The sequence below is a fragment of the Algihabitans sp. genome (assembly GCF_965226985.1).
Taxonomy (GTDB): Bacteria; Pseudomonadota; Alphaproteobacteria; order Kiloniellales; family DSM-21159; genus Algihabitans.
Genome location: NZ_OZ245712.1, coordinates 1,764,183 through 1,781,415 on the forward strand (window position 1 = coordinate 1,764,183; position 17,233 = coordinate 1,781,415).

The window sequence follows — 17,233 nt, forward strand, 5'->3', positions numbered from 1 at the left end:
CGCTCAGGCCTCCTCCGCCACGCCGAGGTAGGCTTCCAGGACTTCGCGGTTGCTTCGGATCTCCGCCATGCTGCCTTCGGCGAGCACCCGACCCTGGGCCATCACGATCACGGGACTGCAGAGTTCGGCAATCATCTCCATGTCGTGCTCGATCACGACGAAGGTATAGCCGTGGTCTTCGTTCAGGCGCTGGATCGCCTCGGTAAGCTTGCCGAGCAGCGTGCGATTGACGCCCGCCGCCGGCTCGTCCAGCAGCACGACGCGCGGCTGGGTCATCATCGTGCGCCCCAGCTCCAAGAGCTTCTTCTGGCCGCCCGACAGCCGCCCCGCCAGCTCGTTACGAAGCTCGTAGAGGTTCAGGAACTGCAGAACCTCCTCGGCGCGCTCACGGATCTTCCGCTCTTCGCGGCGGACCCGTCCCGGCTGCAGCCAGGCCGCCCAGACCCGCTCCCCCGTCTGGTCTGCGGGAACGAGCATCAGGTTCTCCAGAACCGTCATGCGGGACAGCTCATGCGGAATCTGAAATGTTCGCACCAAACCCTTGTGAAATAGGGCTGGCGGACTCAAGCCGGTGATATCCTGCCCATCCATCAGAACCCGGCCGGAGTTGGGAGTCAGAAATCCTGCGATGATGGAGAACAGCGTCGTCTTGCCCGCGCCGTTCGGACCGATCACGGCGGTGATCGAGCCGGCGGGAACCGCGAGCGTGCAGTCGTCGACAGCCGTCAAGCCGCCGAAACGCTTGACGAGATTTTCGACTTTGATCACCGGACTTCCAGACAGGCCATGCGACGCCGTTCAACCGTAGCGTAACAAAAGATCGCATGTGCTAGACGAGCGGACCTGTCCTGTCCAGAACCATTCCAACCGGGATCGCGCAGTCAGACGGCTGGCTCAGACATAGAGCCCCTTTTTGCGCGGCGGGGTCTTATTCGACGTTCGATCTCGGGCATCACCGCCCTGCCCCAACCGACTTCGCCCCATCACGTAGTCGAGCTTGCGCACGGCGAGATCCTCCAGTGCCGCCTCGCCGGCATGAGGATCGCCGACGATAGAGACTTCCGTCCCGGTGGCGACGTCGATCGCCGATACCTTGACGTAAGCGCCGCTCGGCAAGAACTCGATGATGACATCGCGAGACTTCACCATGCCGCCAGACTCTTACCGGCGAAGGTCAAGGAAAGGTTAAGCATAAAGTCGCCTGCCACCGGCTCTTGGGGCTCCCACCCGGCTTAGGCTCCCCTGCTTAGGCCTCGCGCCGTTCGGCCTCCGCGACCTGTTCCTGCGGCGGCTCGACTGCCAAAGCCGCGACCTCTACCGGGTCGTCCAGTCCCCGCAGCGTGCGGGCACCGAAGCCCTCCCAGGCTTCCGACGGCAGCAACGTCGCGAAGTCGGCGCTCGCCAGCACAGGACGATCGAGCGTCTTGCAGAGTTCCTCCAGCCGCGCGGCCACGTTGACCGCCCGTCCCACGGCGGTGAACTCCAGCCGCTCCCGGGTGCCGATGTTGCCGAACAGCAGTTCCCCGACATGCAGGCCGAGACCGAATCGCAGAGGCGCCGCGCCCTCCGCCGACCGGCGAAGGTTGATCGTAGCCATATCCGCCTGGGCACGCCGGGTCGCTGCCAAGGCCCGGCGGCAGGCGTCCGAGGCGCCGCCCTCCTCGACCGGAAAGATCGCCAGCACCGCGTCGCCGATCAGCAGCAGCACTTGACCGCCCTCGGCAATGACGGCGCCGGCCGTTGCGTCGAAATAGGTATCCAGGGTCGCCAGGAAGTCTTCCGGGTCCAGCCGCTCGGCCAGTTCGGTCGAGCCGCGCAGATCCGAATACCAGATGGCCGCCTGGAGCGCCTCGCCGTCTCCGCGCTGGATCTGGCCGTCGAGAACCTTCTCCGCCGCTGCCTCGCCAAGGTAGGCCGAGAGGACGTTCCGGGCGAGCTGTTCGCGCATCACGACCTTCAGCGCGACGGCCAAACGCGACTGAATGCGCTGAAGTGCAGCCACCTGCATCTCGGTGAAGCCAGACAGTCGAGTCGTCGCGAAGGAGCCGACGGCCCCGTCGTGCCGCTCCTCGTCGAAGATGGACAGCCAGCCGAAGTAGTCGGTAAATCCCCGTTCGGCGAGTTCCTCCAACAACGGGAAGTCCAGCATGGCTTCGGGGCCTGCAAGACGGCGACGGAGATAGGGCACACCTCGGTCGACCAACCACCGCAGCGGACTCAGCCGCCACTGTTCGCTGACCTTGTCGTTTCCGTGCAGGAAGTGTTCCTCGACGAGACCGGATTCGGCGGTCCAGGTGTAGGTGAGCGTTTCGAACAGGGGGTGCAGCGTCCTAAGACCGATGTTGGCCCGTGCGATGGGCAGGCCGGCGGCGATCATTCCGTCCAGGGCGCCCGTCAGCAGATCTTCGAGCGTGCTGCCCTTCAGCGCCTGCTCCATCAGCCAGTCCGTGACTTCGTCGATCAGAATGTCGCGTCTGGAGGCGGCGGCGGTCTCGGGCGGGAGTGCGGTCATCGGGCGGTCTTTCGGCGCGAGAGGTCGACTCTTATGACGCTAAGGCGGTGCTATTACGCTAAGGCGGTGTTGCTCTGCCCCGCAGGTCTTCCAGATATACCGGTGACATAGCGGCCATGATGCCCCTAGCCTAGCCCAAGAGCGGAAACCGCCATATATCTGGCGATTGAATACAACCTTTGGCCGGCTGTCCGGCATCGCGCCCGCTACGGCGAGGCATGCCGCCAACCGCGTCCAGGACAACGTCGACGCACTACCGGAGGAACGATCCAGTGAGTCCCGCAGAACCCGCCGCCAAGCTCGAGCCCGCGACCCAGGCCCCGGCCGCCCGTTTTCAGTGGGACGATCCCTTCCTGCTGGACGAGCAACTGAGCGAAGACGAACGCATGGTGCGCGAGGCGGCCTATCAGTACTGCCAAGAGCGGCTGATGCCGCGGGTGCTGGAGGCGAACCGGCACGAGCGCTTCGACCGCGAGATCATGAACGAGCTTGGCGAACTGGGCTTTCTCGGCTCGACCCTGCCCGAGGAGTACGGCTGCGCGGGGGCGAACTACGTGTCCTATGGCCTTGTGGCCCGCGAGGTCGAGCGGGTGGATAGCGGCTACCGCTCCGCCATGTCGGTGCAGTCCTCGCTGGTCATGCACCCGATCTACGCCTGGGGCGACGAGAGCCAGCGTAAGAAGTATCTGCCGAAACTGGCGACCGGTGAATGGGTCGGCTGCTTCGGCCTGACCGAGCCGGATGCCGGCTCCGACCCCGCCTCCATGCGCACCACGGCGACCAAGGTCGACGGCGGCTACAGCCTCAAGGGCGCCAAGATGTGGATCACCAACTCGCCGATCGCCGACGTCTTCGTCGTCTGGGCGAAATCCACGGCGCATGACAACAAGATCAAGGGCTTCATCCTGGAGAAGGGCATGAAGGGCCTCTCCGCGCCCAAGATCGAAGGCAAGTTCTCTCTGCGGGCCTCGACCACCGGCGAAATCGTCATGGACGAGGTCTTCGTGCCCGACGAGAATCTGCTGCCCAACGCCAGCGGGCTGCGCGGCCCCTTCGAATGCCTCAACCGCGCGCGTTACGGCATCGCCTGGGGTGCGTTGGGAGCCGCCGAGTTCTGCTGGCAGGCCGCGCGCAGCTACACGCTGGACCGCCAGATGTTCGGCAAGCCCCTGGCGGCCACCCAGCTGGTCCAGAAGAAGCTGGCCGACATGCAGACCGAAATCGCGCTCGGTCTCCAGTCATCTCTGCGGGTCGGTCGTCTGATGGACGAAGGCAAGCTGATGCCGGAGGCGATCAGCCTCGTGAAGCGGAATTCCTGCGGGAAAGCGCTGGATATCGCGCGGATCAGCCGCGACATGCACGGCGGCAACGGCGTCGCCGACGAGTATCACGTCATTCGGCACGTCATGAACCTGGAGGCGGTCAACACCTACGAGGGGACCCACGACGTACACGCGCTGATCCTGGGCCGCGCGCAGACGGGCCTGCAAGCCTTCGGATGACCGGAACGATCGCCAGCCTGCAGGCGCTGCGCGAGCAGTACGGAACGCCCAAGGCGACGACCGAACTCAAGCGGCTGGAGCGGCTGGACGGCCACTGCCGGGCTTTCATCGCCGCCTCGCCCTTCGTCGTGCTCGGCACCTCCGACGCCGAGGGCAACCAGGACGTCAGCCCGCGCGGCGACCCGCCGGGTTTCGTCCAGGTACTGGACAACACGCGCCTGCTGCTGCCGGATCGGCCGGGCAACAAGCTGATCGACAGTCTGTCGAACATCCTGTCCAACCCGAAAGTCGGCCTGCTCTTCCTCGTGCCCGGCATGAACGAGACCCTAAGGGTCAACGGCCAAGCCCGGATCGTGACGGACTCCGCTTTGCTGCAGCCTTTGGCGGTCGGAGGACGCCTGCCGCCCTCCGCTCTACTGATTGAGGTGGAGGAGGCTTACCTGCACTGCGCCAAGGCCTTCATCCGCTCGAAACTCTGGGAGCCGGAAAGCCGGATCGAGCGCGAGAGCTTCCCGAGCCTGGGCCGCATGATCGCCGATCAGATCGCCGGGCTGGATGCCGAGGAAACGGAAGCCGGCATCCAAGAGTCCTACAAGAAGCGGCTTTACTGAGCCCTCACGCCGTAAGCAGCCGTCGGCAGAGGTCGAGCAGCTCCTTCTCGTCGTAACTGCGGCAGTTGCTGGCGAGCATCGGCGCGTTCTCGGGCGTTCCCGCCTCTGCGGCCAGTTCGACCGGATCCAGATCGAGCGACGTGAGATCGCGGTCGAGCCCGACCTGTTCGAGCAGTCGGTCATAGGTCTCGGCCAAGGCGGTGGCGGAGAGGGCGTTGTCGCCTTCGAGACCCAGTGCCCGCGCGACGGCCGTATGCTTCATGGGTGCCGCCGCCGCGTTCGACGCGAGCGCCACAGCAAGCGACAGACCTACGGCGTGGCCATGATGGACCCGCCCGAGCGTGCCGAGCGCATGACCCAAAGCATGTGCGATTCCCGTGCCCGCCGTGTCGATCGCCTGCCCGGCGAGGAAGGCGGCAAGCTGGACTTGCCCCCGTGCCTCCAGATCGTCGCCCTGGGCCACGGCCCGCCCGAGACTGCCGGCCACCAACCGGATCGCCTCCAATGCCGGCGCCTGTGAGAAGCTGTGGGCGTTGCGGTTGGTTGCCGCCTCGATGGCATGGACCAGTGCATCCACACCCGTCGCCGCCGTCAGATGCGGAGGCAGGCCCACGGTGGTTTCGGGATCCAGAATCGCCAAGCGAGGCTGCAGCTCCGGCCCCCAGGCCCAGAGCTTCACATCGTCGCCCGTTTCATCCGGCCGGGAGAAGATGGCGACTCGCGTCGCCTCGGACCCGGTACCGGCCGTCGTGGGAATCGCGATGACCGGTAAGGCTCCCTCGGGAAAGGGCCGCGCCGCCAAGGCATAGTCGAGGACTGGCGCGGTACCGCCGGCCACGGCGGCCACCAGCTTGGCGATATCCAAAGCCGAACCGCCGCCGAGTCCGATCACGAGGCTGGCGCCGCTCTGGCGCGCCAGGGCAGCAGCGGCTTCCACCTGCACCGCCTTGGGGTCGCCAGCCAGGTCGGAAAACCGCGCTACCTCGCAGCCCGCCGTCGCGAGGCAAGTTTCCGCCCGCTCGGCGAGCGCCTGAACGCCGGGATCCGCCACCAGCAGGATCGGCCCCTGACGACCGGAAAGCGCCGTCGCTTCGGCGCCCAAGCGATCCATCGCTCCGACGCCGCTTATCGCGCGGGGTCCGCGCTGCCATTCCATCAAAGTCATCGTCCCGTTACCTGCCCTCCGGCCCTGCAGAGTCGGCAGGCTATACCCGCGCGCCCGAAGCGGCGTCGAGGTTTCTTGAGGACAGGACAGCCTTTTCGTTGACGGCCTTGGTCACCATCCGCAGGCTCGTCGCGTTTTTTGTCCTCAGCCGGTGGGATCGACAGCCTCAATCATGGAAATCACGCGTATCGTTCAAAGCGTTCATCGCCTGCCTCTCGACCCGCCGTTCCAGGCCTCCTGGGACACCCGCCCGCGCCGGCACTTCGATCTGCAGCTCGTGCGGGTCGAAACCGACGTCGGCCTGATCGGGATCGGGGCAGGCGACGCCATGCCGGGTTTCGCGGGGCACGAGAACCTCTTCGTCGGTCAGGATCCGCGCGAACTCGACCGGCACTTCCGGGTTATCGAGAACCTGTCCTTCCACTACGGGCGCTGCTGGCCGCTGGACATCGCCCTCTGGGATCTGTTCGGGAAGATCCTGGGCGAACCGATCTGGCGGCTGCTCGGCGGCGCCTCCGACAGGGTGCCGCTCTACGCCTCCTCCGGCTCTCTGCGCGACGGCGCGGAATTGGTCGATCTGGCCCAGGCGCTGCGCGAGGAAGGCTTTTCGGCCCTGAAGGTCCGTTTCCAGCGCCCGCACTGGCGCCAGGATATCGCGGTCCTGGAGCAGCTTCGCGAAGCGGTCGGGCGGGACCTTGAGCTGATGGTCGACTGCAATCAAGCCTGGCGCATGCCCTGGGATACCGCCCTGCCCTGGACCTTCAAGGATGCCCTGCAGGTCGCCCGGTGCCTGGAGGACCTGGAAATCTACTGGATGGAGGAGCCGCTTCATCGCGGCGACTACGAGGGCATGGCAAGGCTGCGCGATGCGGTCGAGCTGCGTATCGCCGGCGGCGAGATGACCCGCGAGCTGCACGAACTGCGGGAGATCGTTGCCCGCCGCTGTCTCGACGTTCTGCAGACCGACGTCGTCTGCACCGGCGGCATCAGCGGCCTGCGGCGCGTGGCGCAAAGCGCCTTCGACGCCGGTCTGGAGTTCACACCGCACACCTGGGGGCACGGCATCGGCCTGCTGGCCAACGCACATCTCTCCGCCGGCGTTGGCGGCTGTCGCTTCCTGGAATATCCCCTCGACCCGCCGACCTGGACGCCGGAGCGGCGCGACTTCGGCTTGACCGAGGCCGTGGTGGCCAACGACGAGGGCCAGCTGATCCTGGGCGAAGCTCCTGGCCTGGGGATCGACCTGGACGAGGACCGGCTGTCGGAGACGCGGATCGGGTGAGCCCGAGACGCGCAAAGACGACACTCGCCGGTTCCGCATTGGCCGGTTCCGCATCGGCCGGTCCCGCATCGGCCGGTCCCGCATCGAAGGAGACTGCGGCGGTGGCAGGCAGAGCCAAGCAGACCCGGCCGAAACTGGGCCTGGTACTCGGCAGCGGCTCGGCGCGTGGCTGGGCGCACATCGGCATCTTGCAGGAACTGGAGGCCGCCGGCATCCGACCCGACATCGTGGTCGGCTCCTCCATCGGCGCTCTGGTGGGCGGCGCCTACGTCTGCGGCGGGTTGGAGCGCTTGGCCGACTGGGCGCTCACCTTCAACCGTCTCGACGCCTTGCGAACGCTGGACCTCCGGATCGCCAACGGCGGGCTGCTGGGCGGCGGCCGTCTGATCCGACGGCTGCTGAAACCCCATCACGGCGAGGCTATCGAAGACCTCGCGCCCCGCTTCGCCTGCGTCGCCACAGATCTCTACAGCGGCCTGGAAATCGCGCTCGACGAAGGGCCGCTGGCCGAGGGCGTGCTGGCGTCTCTCGCGATGCCGGGGCTGTTCGCACCGGTCAAGCGCGGCGACCTTTGGCTGGTCGACGGAGGCATCGTCGATCCAGTGCCGGTCACCCTCGCCCGGACGCTGGGCGCCAAACGGGTCATTGCGGTCAATCTCAACTCCAAGATGGCCAACCGCCGGCAGCAGCGCCGACAGCACAGGCAGTCGCAGCGGCGCAGTCCGGGCCGTCCCCGCTTCCCGCTACCCGGCGTGAAGACGCTACTGCGCACCCTGCCCCAGGATTCCGGCCTGCGCGCCCTGCTCGCCCACACACCGGCCTCGGCCCTGCAGGCGGACATTCCACGCTACCTGGATGTGGTCTTCGGCTCGATCCACATCCTTCAGGACTACGTGACGCGCAGCCGGCTGGCCGCCGACCCGCCCGACCTGCTGATCGAACCAGCCCTGCAGAACATGGCGCTGCTGGAATTCAATCGCGCCGAGGAAGCCATCGCGGCAGGCCGTGCCGCCCTACGCGACTCGCTGGAGGATCTGGCGGGTATCCTGGACTGATCGTCGGACTTGGAGAGGACTCGACTTGCCAAAATTTGCCAAAGCGCCCAGTCTGACAGCATGACGACGATGAACATCTCCCTCCCGAACAGCCTGAAGTCCTTCGTCGACGACCAGGTCGCCTCGCAGGGCTACGGCAGCTCCAGCGAGTACGTCCGCTACCTGATCCGCCGCGACCAGGAACGGCACCGCCTTCGAGACCTCCTGTTGGAGGGGCTTGAGTCGGAGCGGTCTTCGCCTGCCGACCGCACCTATTTCGACGGCCTTCGCCGGCAGGTTGAGGGTTCGCGAAAGACGTGACAGGCAAGCCGGTGACCAAGCCGGTGACCAAACCGGTGACTCTGCGCGAACGCGCGAAGACCGATATCCAGGAGGCCATAGACCGTTATCTGCTCGAAGCCGGAGCTGACACCGCGCTCGGCTTTATCGAGGCTCTGGAAGCCGCCTTTCGACAGATCTCGGACCATCCGGAAAGTGGGTCTCCGCGGTACGGCCAGGAACTGGAGCTCCCCGGGCTGAGAGGCTGGCCGCTCAAGCGCTTTCCCTACCTGGCATTCTATCTCGAATGCGCCGATTATCTCGATGTGTGGCGGGTACTTCACGGCGAACGCGACATTCCCGCCTGGATGCGGGAACCGGACCCCGTTCAAGAGTAGGGCCTGAAGGGTGCTTTTCTTCGTCACTCTGCTTCTGCTCTGCCAGCTGATCGGCGAAGCCGCCGTACGGCTGATCGACCTGCCGGTTCCGGGCCCGGTGGTCGGCATGGCGCTGCTGTTCCTCGGCCTCCTGATCCGGGGCGGGGAGCCGCCAGAAGAGCTGGGCCAGGTGGCCGGCGGCCTGCTCAACAACCTCGCCCTGCTGTTCGTACCGGCCGGGGTCGGAGTCATGCTGCATCTCGATCTCGTGCGCGCCGAGTGGTGGCCGATCCTGGCCGCCCTGATCGGCAGCGCGGTCCTGACCGTCACGGTCACGGCGTTGCTGCTCTCGCTGACGGCGCGGCTGACCGGGGCCGAGGCACGGCAGGAAGAGCGCAAGGAATGAGCGAGCCGGACATTCAGGCGCCGCTCGATCCGGTCGCGAGCGAACTCTACGAGGTCTGGGTCTACCTCTCGGCCTCGCCTCTGCTCTTCCTGACACTGACCCTGGCTGCCTACCTTCTGGGCGACTGGGTCTACCGCCGCGCCGGCCTCAGCCCCTGGGCCAATCCGGTCCTGATCGCCGTGCTGCTGCTGGTCGGGCTGCTGGTCGTCACCGACACCAGCTACCGGACCTACTTCGACGGCGCCCAGTTCGTGCACTTTCTTCTGGGGCCGGCGACGGTGGCGCTGGCGGTGCCGCTCTACCGCAACGTCCGCGCTCTTAGGCGCACGCTCCTGCCGCTGCTGGTCGCCCTGATCGGCGGTGCCGCAACGGCGGTCGGCAGCGCCATTGGTATCGGCTGGCTGCTGGGCGCGACCGAAGAAACGCTGCTCAGTCTGGCCCCAAAGTCGGTCACGACGCCGATCGCCATGGGCGTGTCGGAGGCTATTGGCGGCCTGCCCTCGCTGACCGCAGTCCTGGTGATTCTGACGGGGATCCTGGGCGCGGTCCTGGCGACCGGAACGCTGAACCTGCTTCGTATCAGAGACTGGCGGGCGCGGGGCTTCGCCATCGGCCTGTCGGCCCATGGTATCGGGACCGCCCGCGCGCTGCAGATCAATGAAGTGGCCGGCGCCTTCTCGTCCCTGGCGATGGGACTCAACGGGCTAGCCACGGCGTTGCTGGTGCCGCTGTTACTTCGCCTCTTCGGCTAGGAAGAGCCCAGAGACCGAATAGTCTTCTAGGCGGCGGGGCTTAGACGGCTGAGGCGCTGCGGCGCACTAAGAAAGCGCAGCAGGCGTTCCAGGGTCTTGGTCGACTCTTCCAACTCGGACTCGACCAGACCGCTCTCGCCCATATCACCCGCATGACGTGCGAAGAAGTCGGCCAGCATCTTACAAATGTTACGGCCATCGTCGGATGCGCGTACATTAAAGGAGCGGCGATCGTGCAGCGAGCGCTCCTGGATCAGGTAGCCGTTTTCGACCAGCTTCTTGACGTTGTAGGAGACGTTGCTGCCCAGATAGTAGCCGCGCAGCGTCAGCTCGCCGACCGTCACCTCTTCGTCGCCGATATTGAAGAGGATCAGGGCCTGGACGTTGTTGACGTCGCGGATTCCGCGCTGGTCGAGCTCGGACTTTATGACTTCCAGCAGCTGACGGTGCAGACGCTCGACAACCTGGAGAGAATCGAGATAGGCGGCCAGCACGGCACATCCTCCAGTCTAAAATACGATCTTTCACAGCCATTAGGCGCAGAGGCGGGTTAAGGCGCCCTTAAAGGCCACCCACCGCAGGTTACCTGGGTGTTTCGGCACCGTCTTGTCAAGCGCGGCTTTGCAGGCATCCGACCCATCTCGGGTCCGGTCGCGGTCTTTCGACCGCTTCCGTCTGTTCCCGCCATAGCTGCGCATCTTACACCGCATACGAATGAATTTGCACGCAGAGTTCTGTGCGGCAGCGGAGCGCGTTTGCCAAGGGGTTCAGAATGTGTCGCTTGGGCAACCCATCGTCAGGCTCCGACCGGCTAAGATCGGAGAAAGCGAGCCGTCAGGCGGTCTGCTCGAAGAGTTCGCGGCCGATCAGCCAGCGGCGGATCTCGCTGGTGCCTGCGCCGATCTCGTAGAGCTTGGCGTCGCGCAGCAGCCGGCCGGTCGGGTACTCGTTGATGTAGCCGTTGCCGCCCAGCACCTGGATCGCCTCAAGCGCCATCCAGGTCGCCTTCTCACCGGCGTAGAGGATCGCGCCGGCCGCGTCCATGCGGGTGGTCCGGCCGGCGTCACAGGCTTTGGCCACCGCGTAGACGTAGCTCTTGCAGGCGTTCATGGTGGTGTAGAGGTCGGCCAGCTTGCCCTGCATGAGCTGGAACTCGCCGATCGGCTGGCCAAACTGTTTGCGCTCGTGCACGTAGGGCAGCACCACGTCCATGCAGGCCTGCATGATACCGAGCGGCCCGGCGGCCAGCACCGCGCGCTCGTAGTCCAGACCGCTCATGAGGACGTTGACGCCCTTGCCGACGGCGCCCAACACGTTCTCCTCCGGCACCTCGCAGTCCTCGAAAACCAGCTCGCAGGTCGGCGAGCCGCGCATGCCGAGCTTGTCCAGCTTCTGGGCGATGGAGAAGCCCTTGAAGTCCTTCTCCACGATGAAGGCGGTGATGCCGCGCGACCCAGCCTCGGGGTCGGTCTTGGCGTAAATTACCAGGGTCTCGGCCTCGCTGGCGTTGGTGATCCACATCTTCGAGCCATTGAGGAGGTAGCGGTCGCCCTTCTTCTCCGCACGGGTGCGCAGGCCGACCACGTCGGAGCCCGCGCCCGTCTCGCTCATGGCCAGGGAGCCTACGTGCTCTCCGGAGATCAGTTTCGGCAGATAGCGGCGCTTCTGCTCTTCCGAGCCGTTGCGGCGGATCTGGTTGACGCAGAGGTTGGAGTGAGCGCCGTAGGACAGGCCGACCGAGGCGCTGGCCCGACTGACCTCCTCCATCGCGACGACGTGCTCCAGGTAGCCCAGGCCGGCGCCGCCCTCCTCCTCCTCCACGGTGATCCCGTGCAGGCCGAGCGCACCCATCTCCGGCCAAAGCTGGCGGGGGAATTTGTCCGTCCGGTCGATCTCCGCCGCCAGAGGCGCGATCTTCTCCTGCGCGAAGCTCATGACGCTGTCGCGCAGCAGGTCGGCCGTCTCGCCGAGGTCGAAATCGAGGGCGGGAAGCTGATTGGAAATCATGGGCCGGAGTCTCCGAAGGGTAAGGAAATCTGTCTGAAGAGATGTAGGTCTCAGCCGGCGGCCGGCAGGTCCGCACGGCCGTCGATCCGCATGAGGGTCTGCTGCATCTTGGCGCAGATCCGCTGGCCCTTCGGGCCGATGACGAAACCCTCGACATCGCAGAGGGTCAGGGTGCGGCCGGGCTTGTAGACGCGCCCCCGCGCCAGAAGCCGCTCGCCCTCTGCCGGCGCCAGAAGGTTGATCTTGAACTCGACGGTCAGGATCGAGGAGTCCGCCGGAAAGAGGCTGAAGGCGGCATAGCCGCCAGCCGAATCCATCAGGGTCGAGGTGACGCCGGCATGGAAGAAGCCGTGCTGCTGAGAGAGGCCGTCGCGGAAGTCCACAGCGATCTCGACCAAACCCGGCTCGACCTGCGTCAGCTCAGCTCCGAGGGTGGTCATAATGCCCTGGCGTGCGAAGGACTCCCGGACCTTCGTTTCCCAGTCGGGATCGCCGGGTTGCAGTGCAGTCATGTCGCCGCTTTCCCGTCAGCCGCCTTTCCGCCAGTAAGTTCGCCAAGCCGCCTGCGGCAACCGCGCTCGACCTCATCCAGCTCCTCCAGCGCCGCCGCCAGATCCCGGCGCTTGAACTCCAGCGCGGCCCGCCGTTCGGCGATCCGGCCGAGCAGCAGGGAGAGCTGACCGGCCTCACCGGTCTCCGCATCCTCGTAGAGTCCGAAAATCTCCCGGATCTCGGCCAGAGAGAAGCCGAGCCGCTTGCCGCGCAGGATCAGCCGCAGCCGCGTTCGGTCGCGCCGGCTGTAGATACGCCGCTGTCCCGCGCGCCTCGGCGTCAGCAGACCTTCGGCCTCGTAGAAGCGGATCGCCCGCGCCGTCGTCTCGAAGTCCGCCGCCAGGTCGGCGATCCCCCAGGTTTTCTCGGCCGCCTCAACCGCAGTACAGATCTGGCGATGTGTCTCGACCATAATCGAAACATAATTGACGTTTACGTAAACGTCAATTCTAGGCAGCGAGCGGCCCGGTCACGAAACCGGGCCGCGAGACCGCGTCAGGCAGCGCTCTACGATAGTGCCGCAGGGGCCTCCACCGGACGCCCCTTCGGCGAAGCACTCTCCTCCAAGCGAGCGAGAGTCTCCAGGATCTGCAAACAGGCGCCGGCGGCCTCCGCCCCCTTGATCGGGAAGTGCGCCGCGAAGAAATCCAGATGCGGGGTCTGTTCCTGAAAGTGGTGCGGCGTCAGCACGGCGGAGACCACGGGAACGCCAGTCTCCAGTTGCACCTGCATCAGCGCGTCGATCACCGTCGAGGCCACGAAGTCGTGCCGGTAGATCCCGCCGTCGACGACGAAACCCGCCGCCACCACAGCGTCGAAGCGGCCGCTCGCCGCGAGCTTCTTCGCCAGAAGGGGAATGTCGAAGGACCCGGGAACTTCGAAGGTCTCGACACGGCAGTCGTCGCGCTTGCGCCGTGCCAGTTCCTCCAGGAAGCCGGTCCGGCAGCGTTCGACGATGTCCGCATGCCAGCCGGCCTTGATGAAGGCGATAGAGATTTGAGAGGGGGACCGCTGCTGATTCATGTCTTGTCTCCAATCGACGTGAATCAGGGCGAGCAATCGCGATGAGCCCGTCCCTCGCGAGACAGGCTCCCTCGACTGTTCTCTTCCATCCGGACTGTGACCGTCGGCTCCGGAGTTGCACCGGATCTGCTGACCCTTCCGCCGAAGCGGAAGGCGCTCGCGGGCTTGCACTGAGGTGCTTACCGCCGGTGGGGACTTTCACCCCGCCCTGAGAACAATGCGCTGCCGCAGAATGCGACGCGCAGCTCAGCCTAGAGCGCCATCCTCTTGGGCGAAAGCACTATGTGCGACCCGCCAGCAGCTTGACGCCGAAGCCCATGAAGACAAAACCCGAGAGCGCCGTCAGGCCGCGTTCGGCGCGGCGGTAGAGCCGGGCCATCGGAGGCAGAGTCACGAGCAGCGCCATGCTGCCGTACCAACCGCCGGCACCGAGTCCCACCGCCCCGACCAGGGCGGCGACCAGCCAGCCTGGGGCCTCGGGCGGGACCGAGACGGCGAAAAGGCTGGAATAGAAGGCCGCCGACTTGGCATTGGCCAGATTGACCAACAAGCCCTGGCGGAAACCGCGCCAGCCCGAGGGCCGCGACGGCAAGTCGCCATCACTTCGGATCACCGGCGGCCGCCAAGCACTGCGCAGCAGGTTCAGGCCCATCCAGATCAGGAAGGCACCACCCGCGATCATCATGGCGCCATGAAGCCAGGGGGCCAAAGCGAAGAGCAGATTGAGACCCAGCAAACTGCCCGCCGCCCAGATCACCGAGGCGACGACGATCCCGAGAACGACGGACAGGCCGCTGCCTCGCCCGCCGGAGATGCTCGCCTGTACGGTCACCAGCAGATTCGGACCGGGCGTCATGGCGGCCAGGAGATACAGGGCCATGACAGTGGCGAAGATACTCCAGGGTTCCAAAATCCGAGTCTCCGAAAGGCAACTCCTACAAACGCGAACCGAGGTCGTAGTCCGTCCAGAGCGGTGCGATCTTCGGGCGAGTGACCGTCGCCTCCAGAAGCCGCTTGAGTCTGGGAGAGCGACTCACGAAGTCGCCGGCATCGCGATGCCAAGCAAGAACCATGGCCGTATAGAGGTCGGTCAAGCAGAAGGTCTCGCCCAGCCAAAAGGGCCCCTCGCCCGCTCTCTCGCTCAAGGCCTCCTCCACGATGGCCCAGTCGCGGTCGATGCGCGCACTGGCCGCCTTCGTCACGGAATCGGCGTGCTCGGGCGCGGAGACGTAGCGCTGGGGATAGCTTTCCAGCAGATCCACGGGATAGACCTCACAGGCTAGGAACATCAGCCAGCGCAGGGCCAAGGCACGCTCCGGCGTTCCCGGCGGGGGCAACAAGCCGGCCTCGGGCTTCAGCTCTGCAAACCAAAGAGCGATGGCAGCGGACTCGGTGACGACCTGGCCGTCATCCAGCAACAGCGTGGGGATCTGCCCCATGGGATTATGGCGCTTCAGCTCCTCGTAGCCGGCGCGCTCGGCCGGATCGCTCGACCGGTGATCGGCCCGCACCCGTTCGTAGCTCAGCCCCGCCTCCACCGCCACGGCCTCCGGCGCGAAGGAGCCGCAGCGCAGGTTCCAGTAAAGCTTCATGGTCCGCCCTTCCCGTTCTCGTCCGCGCGAGACTGCGACGCGGCGCAGAGGGCGACAAGCAACAAAGCCTCATGTCACGCATGAGCGAAGCTAAGGCGTCTTCGACGTGCCGGCGATCAGCTTGATGATGGCCGAGTAGTCCAGATCGGCGTTTCCGGCGTTGGCGAAGAGCGTGTAGAGGGCGGCCGCCTCGGCGCCGAGCGGTGTCGCGGCCCCCGCCTCCTGCGCCGCCGCCTGAGCGAGCTGCAGATCCTTATGCATCATCGCGGTGGCGAAGCCGGGCTTGTAGTTTCGGTTGGCGGCGGCCGTCTCGACGACGCCCGGCACCGGGTTGTGATGCAGCATCGCCCAGCAGGAGCCCGAGGCGGTCGAGGAGATGTCGAACAGCACCTTGGGGTCGAGCCCCAGCTTCTCGCCGAGGGTGAAGGCCTCGGAAATGGCGATCATCGAAATCCCGAGGATCATGTTGTTACAGACCTTGGCGACCTGGCCGTTGCCCGCGCCGCCGGCGTGGATCACCTTGCCGCCCACGATCTCCAGGTAGGGTTCGGCCGCCGCAAAGGCCGCGTCGGCGCCACCGACCATCATGGTGAGCGTGCCAGCCTCCGCCCCGCCGACGCCACCGGACACCGGCGCGTCGACCATAAGGTGACCGGCCTCCGCCGCCGCCGCGTGAACCGCGCGCGCAGAGGAAATGTCGATGGTCGAGCTGTCGATCATGACCGTTCCCGACCGCGCCGCGGCGATGACACCCTCGCCGCCGTCTCCCAGGTAGATGCCGCGCACATGACGGCCGGCCGGCAGCATGGTGAAGACGACCTCGACGTCGCGGGCGGCCTCGGCCGCCGTTTCGACGGGCGCGATACCGGCGGCCTTCGCTGCCTCGACGGCGGCAAACGTGACGTCGAACCCTTTTACGGCGTGGCCGGCCGCGACAAGATTCCTCGCCATCGGACCACCCATGTTGCCGAGTCCGATGAAGCCGATGTCCGCCATGCCGTCCTCCTCCCGATTTTTTCTGTTTGGACTCGCCCGCCGGTCGCTTCTACGGCACCGGGTGGACGTGCAGCGTCAAAACCTGAGGTCGCCGGAAGCCGGTTCGGCGAAGTAGGCTTCCAGCATCTCTGCACCGACCTCGCCGAGGCTGGCCGGCTGCCACTTGGGGGCATGATCCTTGTCGACCAGCACGGCGCGAATGCCCTCGTAGAAGTCGTGACCGGCCATGGCGGCTTGGCTCATCCGGTACTCCATGGTCATGCAGGCATCGAAATCCAGGCCGCGCCCGCGCAGAAGCTGCTCGGCCGTGACCTTCATGGAGGTCGGCGAGCGGCTTTCCAGGATTTCGAGCTGGCTCTTCGCCCAGTCGCCGGCGTCCGCCTTCAAGGCCGCCAGGATCTCTGCGACCCCGTCGGCCGCGAACAGTCGATCGATCTCCGCCCGCCGTTCCGCGAGGGGCGCGGGGCCGGGATCGGCCGCGAAGCGCGCGATGACGGCGTCGACAGCCGCCGCGGCGTCGTCGCCTTCGGTCAAGGCCTGCGCCAGCGCACCCTCCAGTTCGCCGTAGTCGGCTGCGGGCACGTAGTCGGTCGCGACACCGGCATAGAGGGCGTCGGCCGCCTTCAGGCGCGCGCCGGTCAGGGCCATCCAGATGCCGAGACGACCCGGTAGGCGTGGCAGGAACCAGCTCCCGCCGACATCGGGGAAGAGACCAATGGCCGTTTCCGGCATCGCCGCCAGCGTCCGGTCGCCAGCCACCCGGTGCGACCCGTGGACCGACAGGCCGATTCCGCCGCCCATCACGATGCCGTCGATCAAGGCCACGTAGGGCTTGGGGAAGACGTGGATGGTGCGATTGAGCCTGTATTCCTCATAGAAGAACTCGCGCGTCAGCGCGCCGCCCTCCTGGCCCGCCTGCCAGACCGCGCGCACGTCGCCGCCGGCACAGAAGGACTTCTCCCCCGCTCCCTTGATGGCCACGGCCTTGATCGCTTCGTCGTCCGCCCAGGCCTCCAGCTTCGGCTGCAGAGCGCGGATCATGCCGAGGGTCAGGGCGTTCAACGCCTTCGGGCGGTTCAGCGTGACGACGGCCAGCGGGCCGCGGGTTTCGAATTCGATCTCGGGCTCTTGGCTCATCGGCTC

21 protein-coding genes and 1 riboswitch are annotated in these 17,233 nt (G+C 66.2%); of the genes, 8 read left to right on the forward strand and 13 right to left on the reverse strand.

Features of this window, described 5'->3' with window-relative positions:
* Nucleotides 1-3: 3 nt before the first annotated feature.
* From ACO054_RS08110 to ACO054_RS08120, 3 genes are all read right to left on the reverse strand, one after another.
* Complete coding sequence (locus ACO054_RS08110) at nt 4-768, reverse strand: ABC transporter ATP-binding protein (RefSeq protein ID WP_421709926.1); 765 nt, start codon at nt 766-768, stop codon at nt 4-6.
* 126 nt (nt 769-894) lie between these two features.
* Nucleotides 895-1,149: a DUF6898 family protein gene (locus ACO054_RS08115; protein WP_421709927.1), complete on the reverse strand. Its 255-nt coding sequence runs from the start codon at nt 1,147-1,149 to the stop codon at nt 895-897.
* 97 nt (nt 1,150-1,246) lie between these two features.
* Nucleotides 1,247-2,512, reverse strand: a complete 1,266-nt coding sequence (locus ACO054_RS08120) for an adenylate/guanylate cyclase domain-containing protein (RefSeq protein WP_421709928.1) — start codon at nt 2,510-2,512, stop codon at nt 1,247-1,249.
* A gap of 272 nt (nt 2,513-2,784) precedes the next feature.
* Here ACO054_RS08120 and ACO054_RS08125 point away from each other — a divergent pair, with 272 nt between their 5' ends.
* A complete protein-coding gene (locus ACO054_RS08125; protein ID WP_421709929.1) occupies nt 2,785-4,014 on the forward strand; it encodes an acyl-CoA dehydrogenase in 1,230 nt (409 codons plus the stop codon).
* Nucleotides 4,011-4,625 (forward strand): pyridoxamine 5'-phosphate oxidase family protein, encoded by a 615-nt coding sequence (locus ACO054_RS08130; protein ID WP_421709930.1) that lies wholly within the window; start codon nt 4,011-4,013, stop codon nt 4,623-4,625. Before ACO054_RS08125 ends, ACO054_RS08130 begins: the two co-directional genes overlap by 4 nt.
* Nucleotides 4,626-4,629: 4 nt before the next feature.
* On the opposite strand, the gene ACO054_RS08135 is transcribed toward ACO054_RS08130, so the two are convergent.
* Entirely contained in the window at nt 4,630-5,790 is a 1,161-nt protein-coding gene (locus ACO054_RS08135; protein ID WP_421709931.1) for an iron-containing alcohol dehydrogenase, read from the reverse strand.
* A gap of 172 nt (nt 5,791-5,962) precedes the next feature.
* Here ACO054_RS08135 and ACO054_RS08140 point away from each other — a divergent pair, with 172 nt between their 5' ends.
* The 6 genes from ACO054_RS08140 to ACO054_RS08165 all read left to right on the forward strand — a co-directional run bounded on the left by ACO054_RS08140 (nt 5,963) and on the right by ACO054_RS08165 (nt 9,920).
* Complete coding sequence (locus ACO054_RS08140) at nt 5,963-7,072, forward strand: mandelate racemase/muconate lactonizing enzyme family protein (protein ID WP_421709932.1); 1,110 nt, start codon at nt 5,963-5,965, stop codon at nt 7,070-7,072.
* Between the two features lie 101 nt (nt 7,073-7,173).
* Nucleotides 7,174-8,127 carry a patatin-like phospholipase family protein gene (locus ACO054_RS08145; RefSeq protein ID WP_421709933.1) on the forward strand — a complete coding sequence of 318 codons (954 nt, stop codon included), beginning with the start codon at nt 7,174-7,176 and terminating at the stop codon, nt 8,125-8,127.
* Between the two features lie 69 nt (nt 8,128-8,196).
* Entirely contained in the window at nt 8,197-8,427 is a 231-nt protein-coding gene (locus ACO054_RS08150; protein WP_421709934.1) for a type II toxin-antitoxin system ParD family antitoxin, read from the forward strand.
* Nucleotides 8,424-8,783, forward strand: a complete 360-nt coding sequence (locus ACO054_RS08155; protein ID WP_421709935.1) for a type II toxin-antitoxin system RelE/ParE family toxin — start codon at nt 8,424-8,426, stop codon at nt 8,781-8,783. Before ACO054_RS08150 ends, ACO054_RS08155 begins: the two co-directional genes overlap by 4 nt.
* 10 nt (nt 8,784-8,793) lie before the next feature.
* The gene (locus ACO054_RS08160) at nt 8,794-9,168 is read left to right on the forward strand and encodes a CidA/LrgA family protein (RefSeq protein ID WP_421709936.1); all 375 of its coding nucleotides are present in this window, start codon (nt 8,794-8,796) and stop codon (nt 9,166-9,168) included.
* On the forward strand, nt 9,165-9,920 hold the full coding sequence (locus ACO054_RS08165; protein WP_421709937.1) for an LrgB family protein: 756 nt from the start codon (nt 9,165-9,167) through the stop codon (nt 9,918-9,920). The genes ACO054_RS08160 and ACO054_RS08165 overlap by 4 nt, the downstream gene beginning before the upstream one ends.
* Nucleotides 9,921-9,946: 26 nt before the next feature.
* Here ACO054_RS08165 and ACO054_RS08170 read toward each other — a convergent pair whose 3' ends face one another.
* The 9 genes from ACO054_RS08170 to ACO054_RS08210 form a co-directional block, all read right to left on the reverse strand.
* Nucleotides 9,947-10,414 (reverse strand): MarR family winged helix-turn-helix transcriptional regulator, encoded by a 468-nt coding sequence (locus ACO054_RS08170; RefSeq protein WP_421709938.1) that lies wholly within the window; start codon nt 10,412-10,414, stop codon nt 9,947-9,949.
* A gap of 340 nt (nt 10,415-10,754) precedes the next feature.
* Nucleotides 10,755-11,927, reverse strand: coding sequence for an isovaleryl-CoA dehydrogenase (locus ACO054_RS08175; protein ID WP_421709939.1), 1,173 nt, complete (start codon nt 11,925-11,927; stop codon nt 10,755-10,757).
* 50 nt (nt 11,928-11,977) lie between these two features.
* Nucleotides 11,978-12,439 (reverse strand): PaaI family thioesterase, encoded by a 462-nt coding sequence (locus tag ACO054_RS08180; RefSeq protein ID WP_421709940.1) that lies wholly within the window; start codon nt 12,437-12,439, stop codon nt 11,978-11,980.
* A complete protein-coding gene (locus ACO054_RS08185) occupies nt 12,436-12,891 on the reverse strand; it encodes a MerR family transcriptional regulator (RefSeq protein ID WP_421709941.1) in 456 nt (151 codons plus the stop codon). The genes ACO054_RS08180 and ACO054_RS08185 overlap by 4 nt, the downstream gene beginning before the upstream one ends.
* Before the next feature lie 95 nt (nt 12,892-12,986).
* Nucleotides 12,987-13,502, reverse strand: coding sequence for a 6,7-dimethyl-8-ribityllumazine synthase (locus ACO054_RS08190; RefSeq protein ID WP_421709942.1), 516 nt, complete (start codon nt 13,500-13,502; stop codon nt 12,987-12,989).
* Nucleotides 13,503-13,575: 73 nt separating this feature from the next.
* Nucleotides 13,576-13,722, reverse strand: a riboswitch (FMN riboswitch).
* A 60-nt stretch (nt 13,723-13,782) separates the two neighbouring features.
* A complete protein-coding gene (locus ACO054_RS08195) occupies nt 13,783-14,412 on the reverse strand; it encodes a LysE family translocator (RefSeq protein ID WP_421709943.1) in 630 nt (209 codons plus the stop codon).
* 25 nt (nt 14,413-14,437) lie between these two features.
* Nucleotides 14,438-15,094, reverse strand: coding sequence for a glutathione S-transferase family protein (locus tag ACO054_RS08200; protein ID WP_421709944.1), 657 nt, complete (start codon nt 15,092-15,094; stop codon nt 14,438-14,440).
* Between the two features lie 90 nt (nt 15,095-15,184).
* Nucleotides 15,185-16,090, reverse strand: a complete 906-nt coding sequence (gene mmsB, locus ACO054_RS08205) for a 3-hydroxyisobutyrate dehydrogenase (protein ID WP_421709945.1) — start codon at nt 16,088-16,090, stop codon at nt 15,185-15,187.
* Between the two features lie 75 nt (nt 16,091-16,165).
* On the reverse strand, nt 16,166-17,227 hold the full coding sequence (locus ACO054_RS08210) for an enoyl-CoA hydratase/isomerase family protein (protein ID WP_421709946.1): 1,062 nt from the start codon (nt 17,225-17,227) through the stop codon (nt 16,166-16,168).
* Nucleotides 17,228-17,233 lie beyond the last annotated feature (6 nt).

Excerpts from the sequence above, each read along its gene's own strand:
- mmsB (WP_421709945.1), bottom strand. The coding sequence starts at position 16,090 with ATGGCGGACATCGGCTTCATCGGACTCGGCAACATGGGTGGTCCGATG.
- ACO054_RS08210 (WP_421709946.1), bottom strand. The coding sequence starts at position 17,227 with ATGAGCCAAGAGCCCGAGATCGAATTCGAAACCCGCGGCCCGCTGGCC.
- ACO054_RS08115 (WP_421709927.1), bottom strand. The coding sequence starts at position 1,149 with ATGGTGAAGTCTCGCGATGTCATCATCGAGTTCTTGCCGAGCGGCGCT.
- ACO054_RS08165 (WP_421709937.1), top strand. The coding sequence starts at position 9,165 with ATGAGCGAGCCGGACATTCAGGCGCCGCTCGATCCGGTCGCGAGCGAA.
- ACO054_RS08140 (WP_421709932.1), top strand. The coding sequence starts at position 5,963 with ATGGAAATCACGCGTATCGTTCAAAGCGTTCATCGCCTGCCTCTCGAC.
- ACO054_RS08120 (WP_421709928.1), bottom strand. The coding sequence starts at position 2,512 with ATGACCGCACTCCCGCCCGAGACCGCCGCCGCCTCCAGACGCGACATT.
- ACO054_RS08175 (WP_421709939.1), bottom strand. The coding sequence starts at position 11,927 with ATGATTTCCAATCAGCTTCCCGCCCTCGATTTCGACCTCGGCGAGACG.
- ACO054_RS08185 (WP_421709941.1), bottom strand. The coding sequence starts at position 12,891 with ATGGTCGAGACACATCGCCAGATCTGTACTGCGGTTGAGGCGGCCGAG.
- ACO054_RS08135 (WP_421709931.1), bottom strand. The coding sequence starts at position 5,790 with ATGACTTTGATGGAATGGCAGCGCGGACCCCGCGCGATAAGCGGCGTC.
- ACO054_RS08200 (WP_421709944.1), bottom strand. The coding sequence starts at position 15,094 with ATGAAGCTTTACTGGAACCTGCGCTGCGGCTCCTTCGCGCCGGAGGCC.
- ACO054_RS08180 (WP_421709940.1), bottom strand. The coding sequence starts at position 12,439 with ATGACTGCACTGCAACCCGGCGATCCCGACTGGGAAACGAAGGTCCGG.
- ACO054_RS08150 (WP_421709934.1), top strand. The coding sequence starts at position 8,197 with ATGAACATCTCCCTCCCGAACAGCCTGAAGTCCTTCGTCGACGACCAG.
- ACO054_RS08130 (WP_421709930.1), top strand. The coding sequence starts at position 4,011 with ATGACCGGAACGATCGCCAGCCTGCAGGCGCTGCGCGAGCAGTACGGA.
- ACO054_RS08190 (WP_421709942.1), bottom strand. The coding sequence starts at position 13,502 with ATGAATCAGCAGCGGTCCCCCTCTCAAATCTCTATCGCCTTCATCAAG.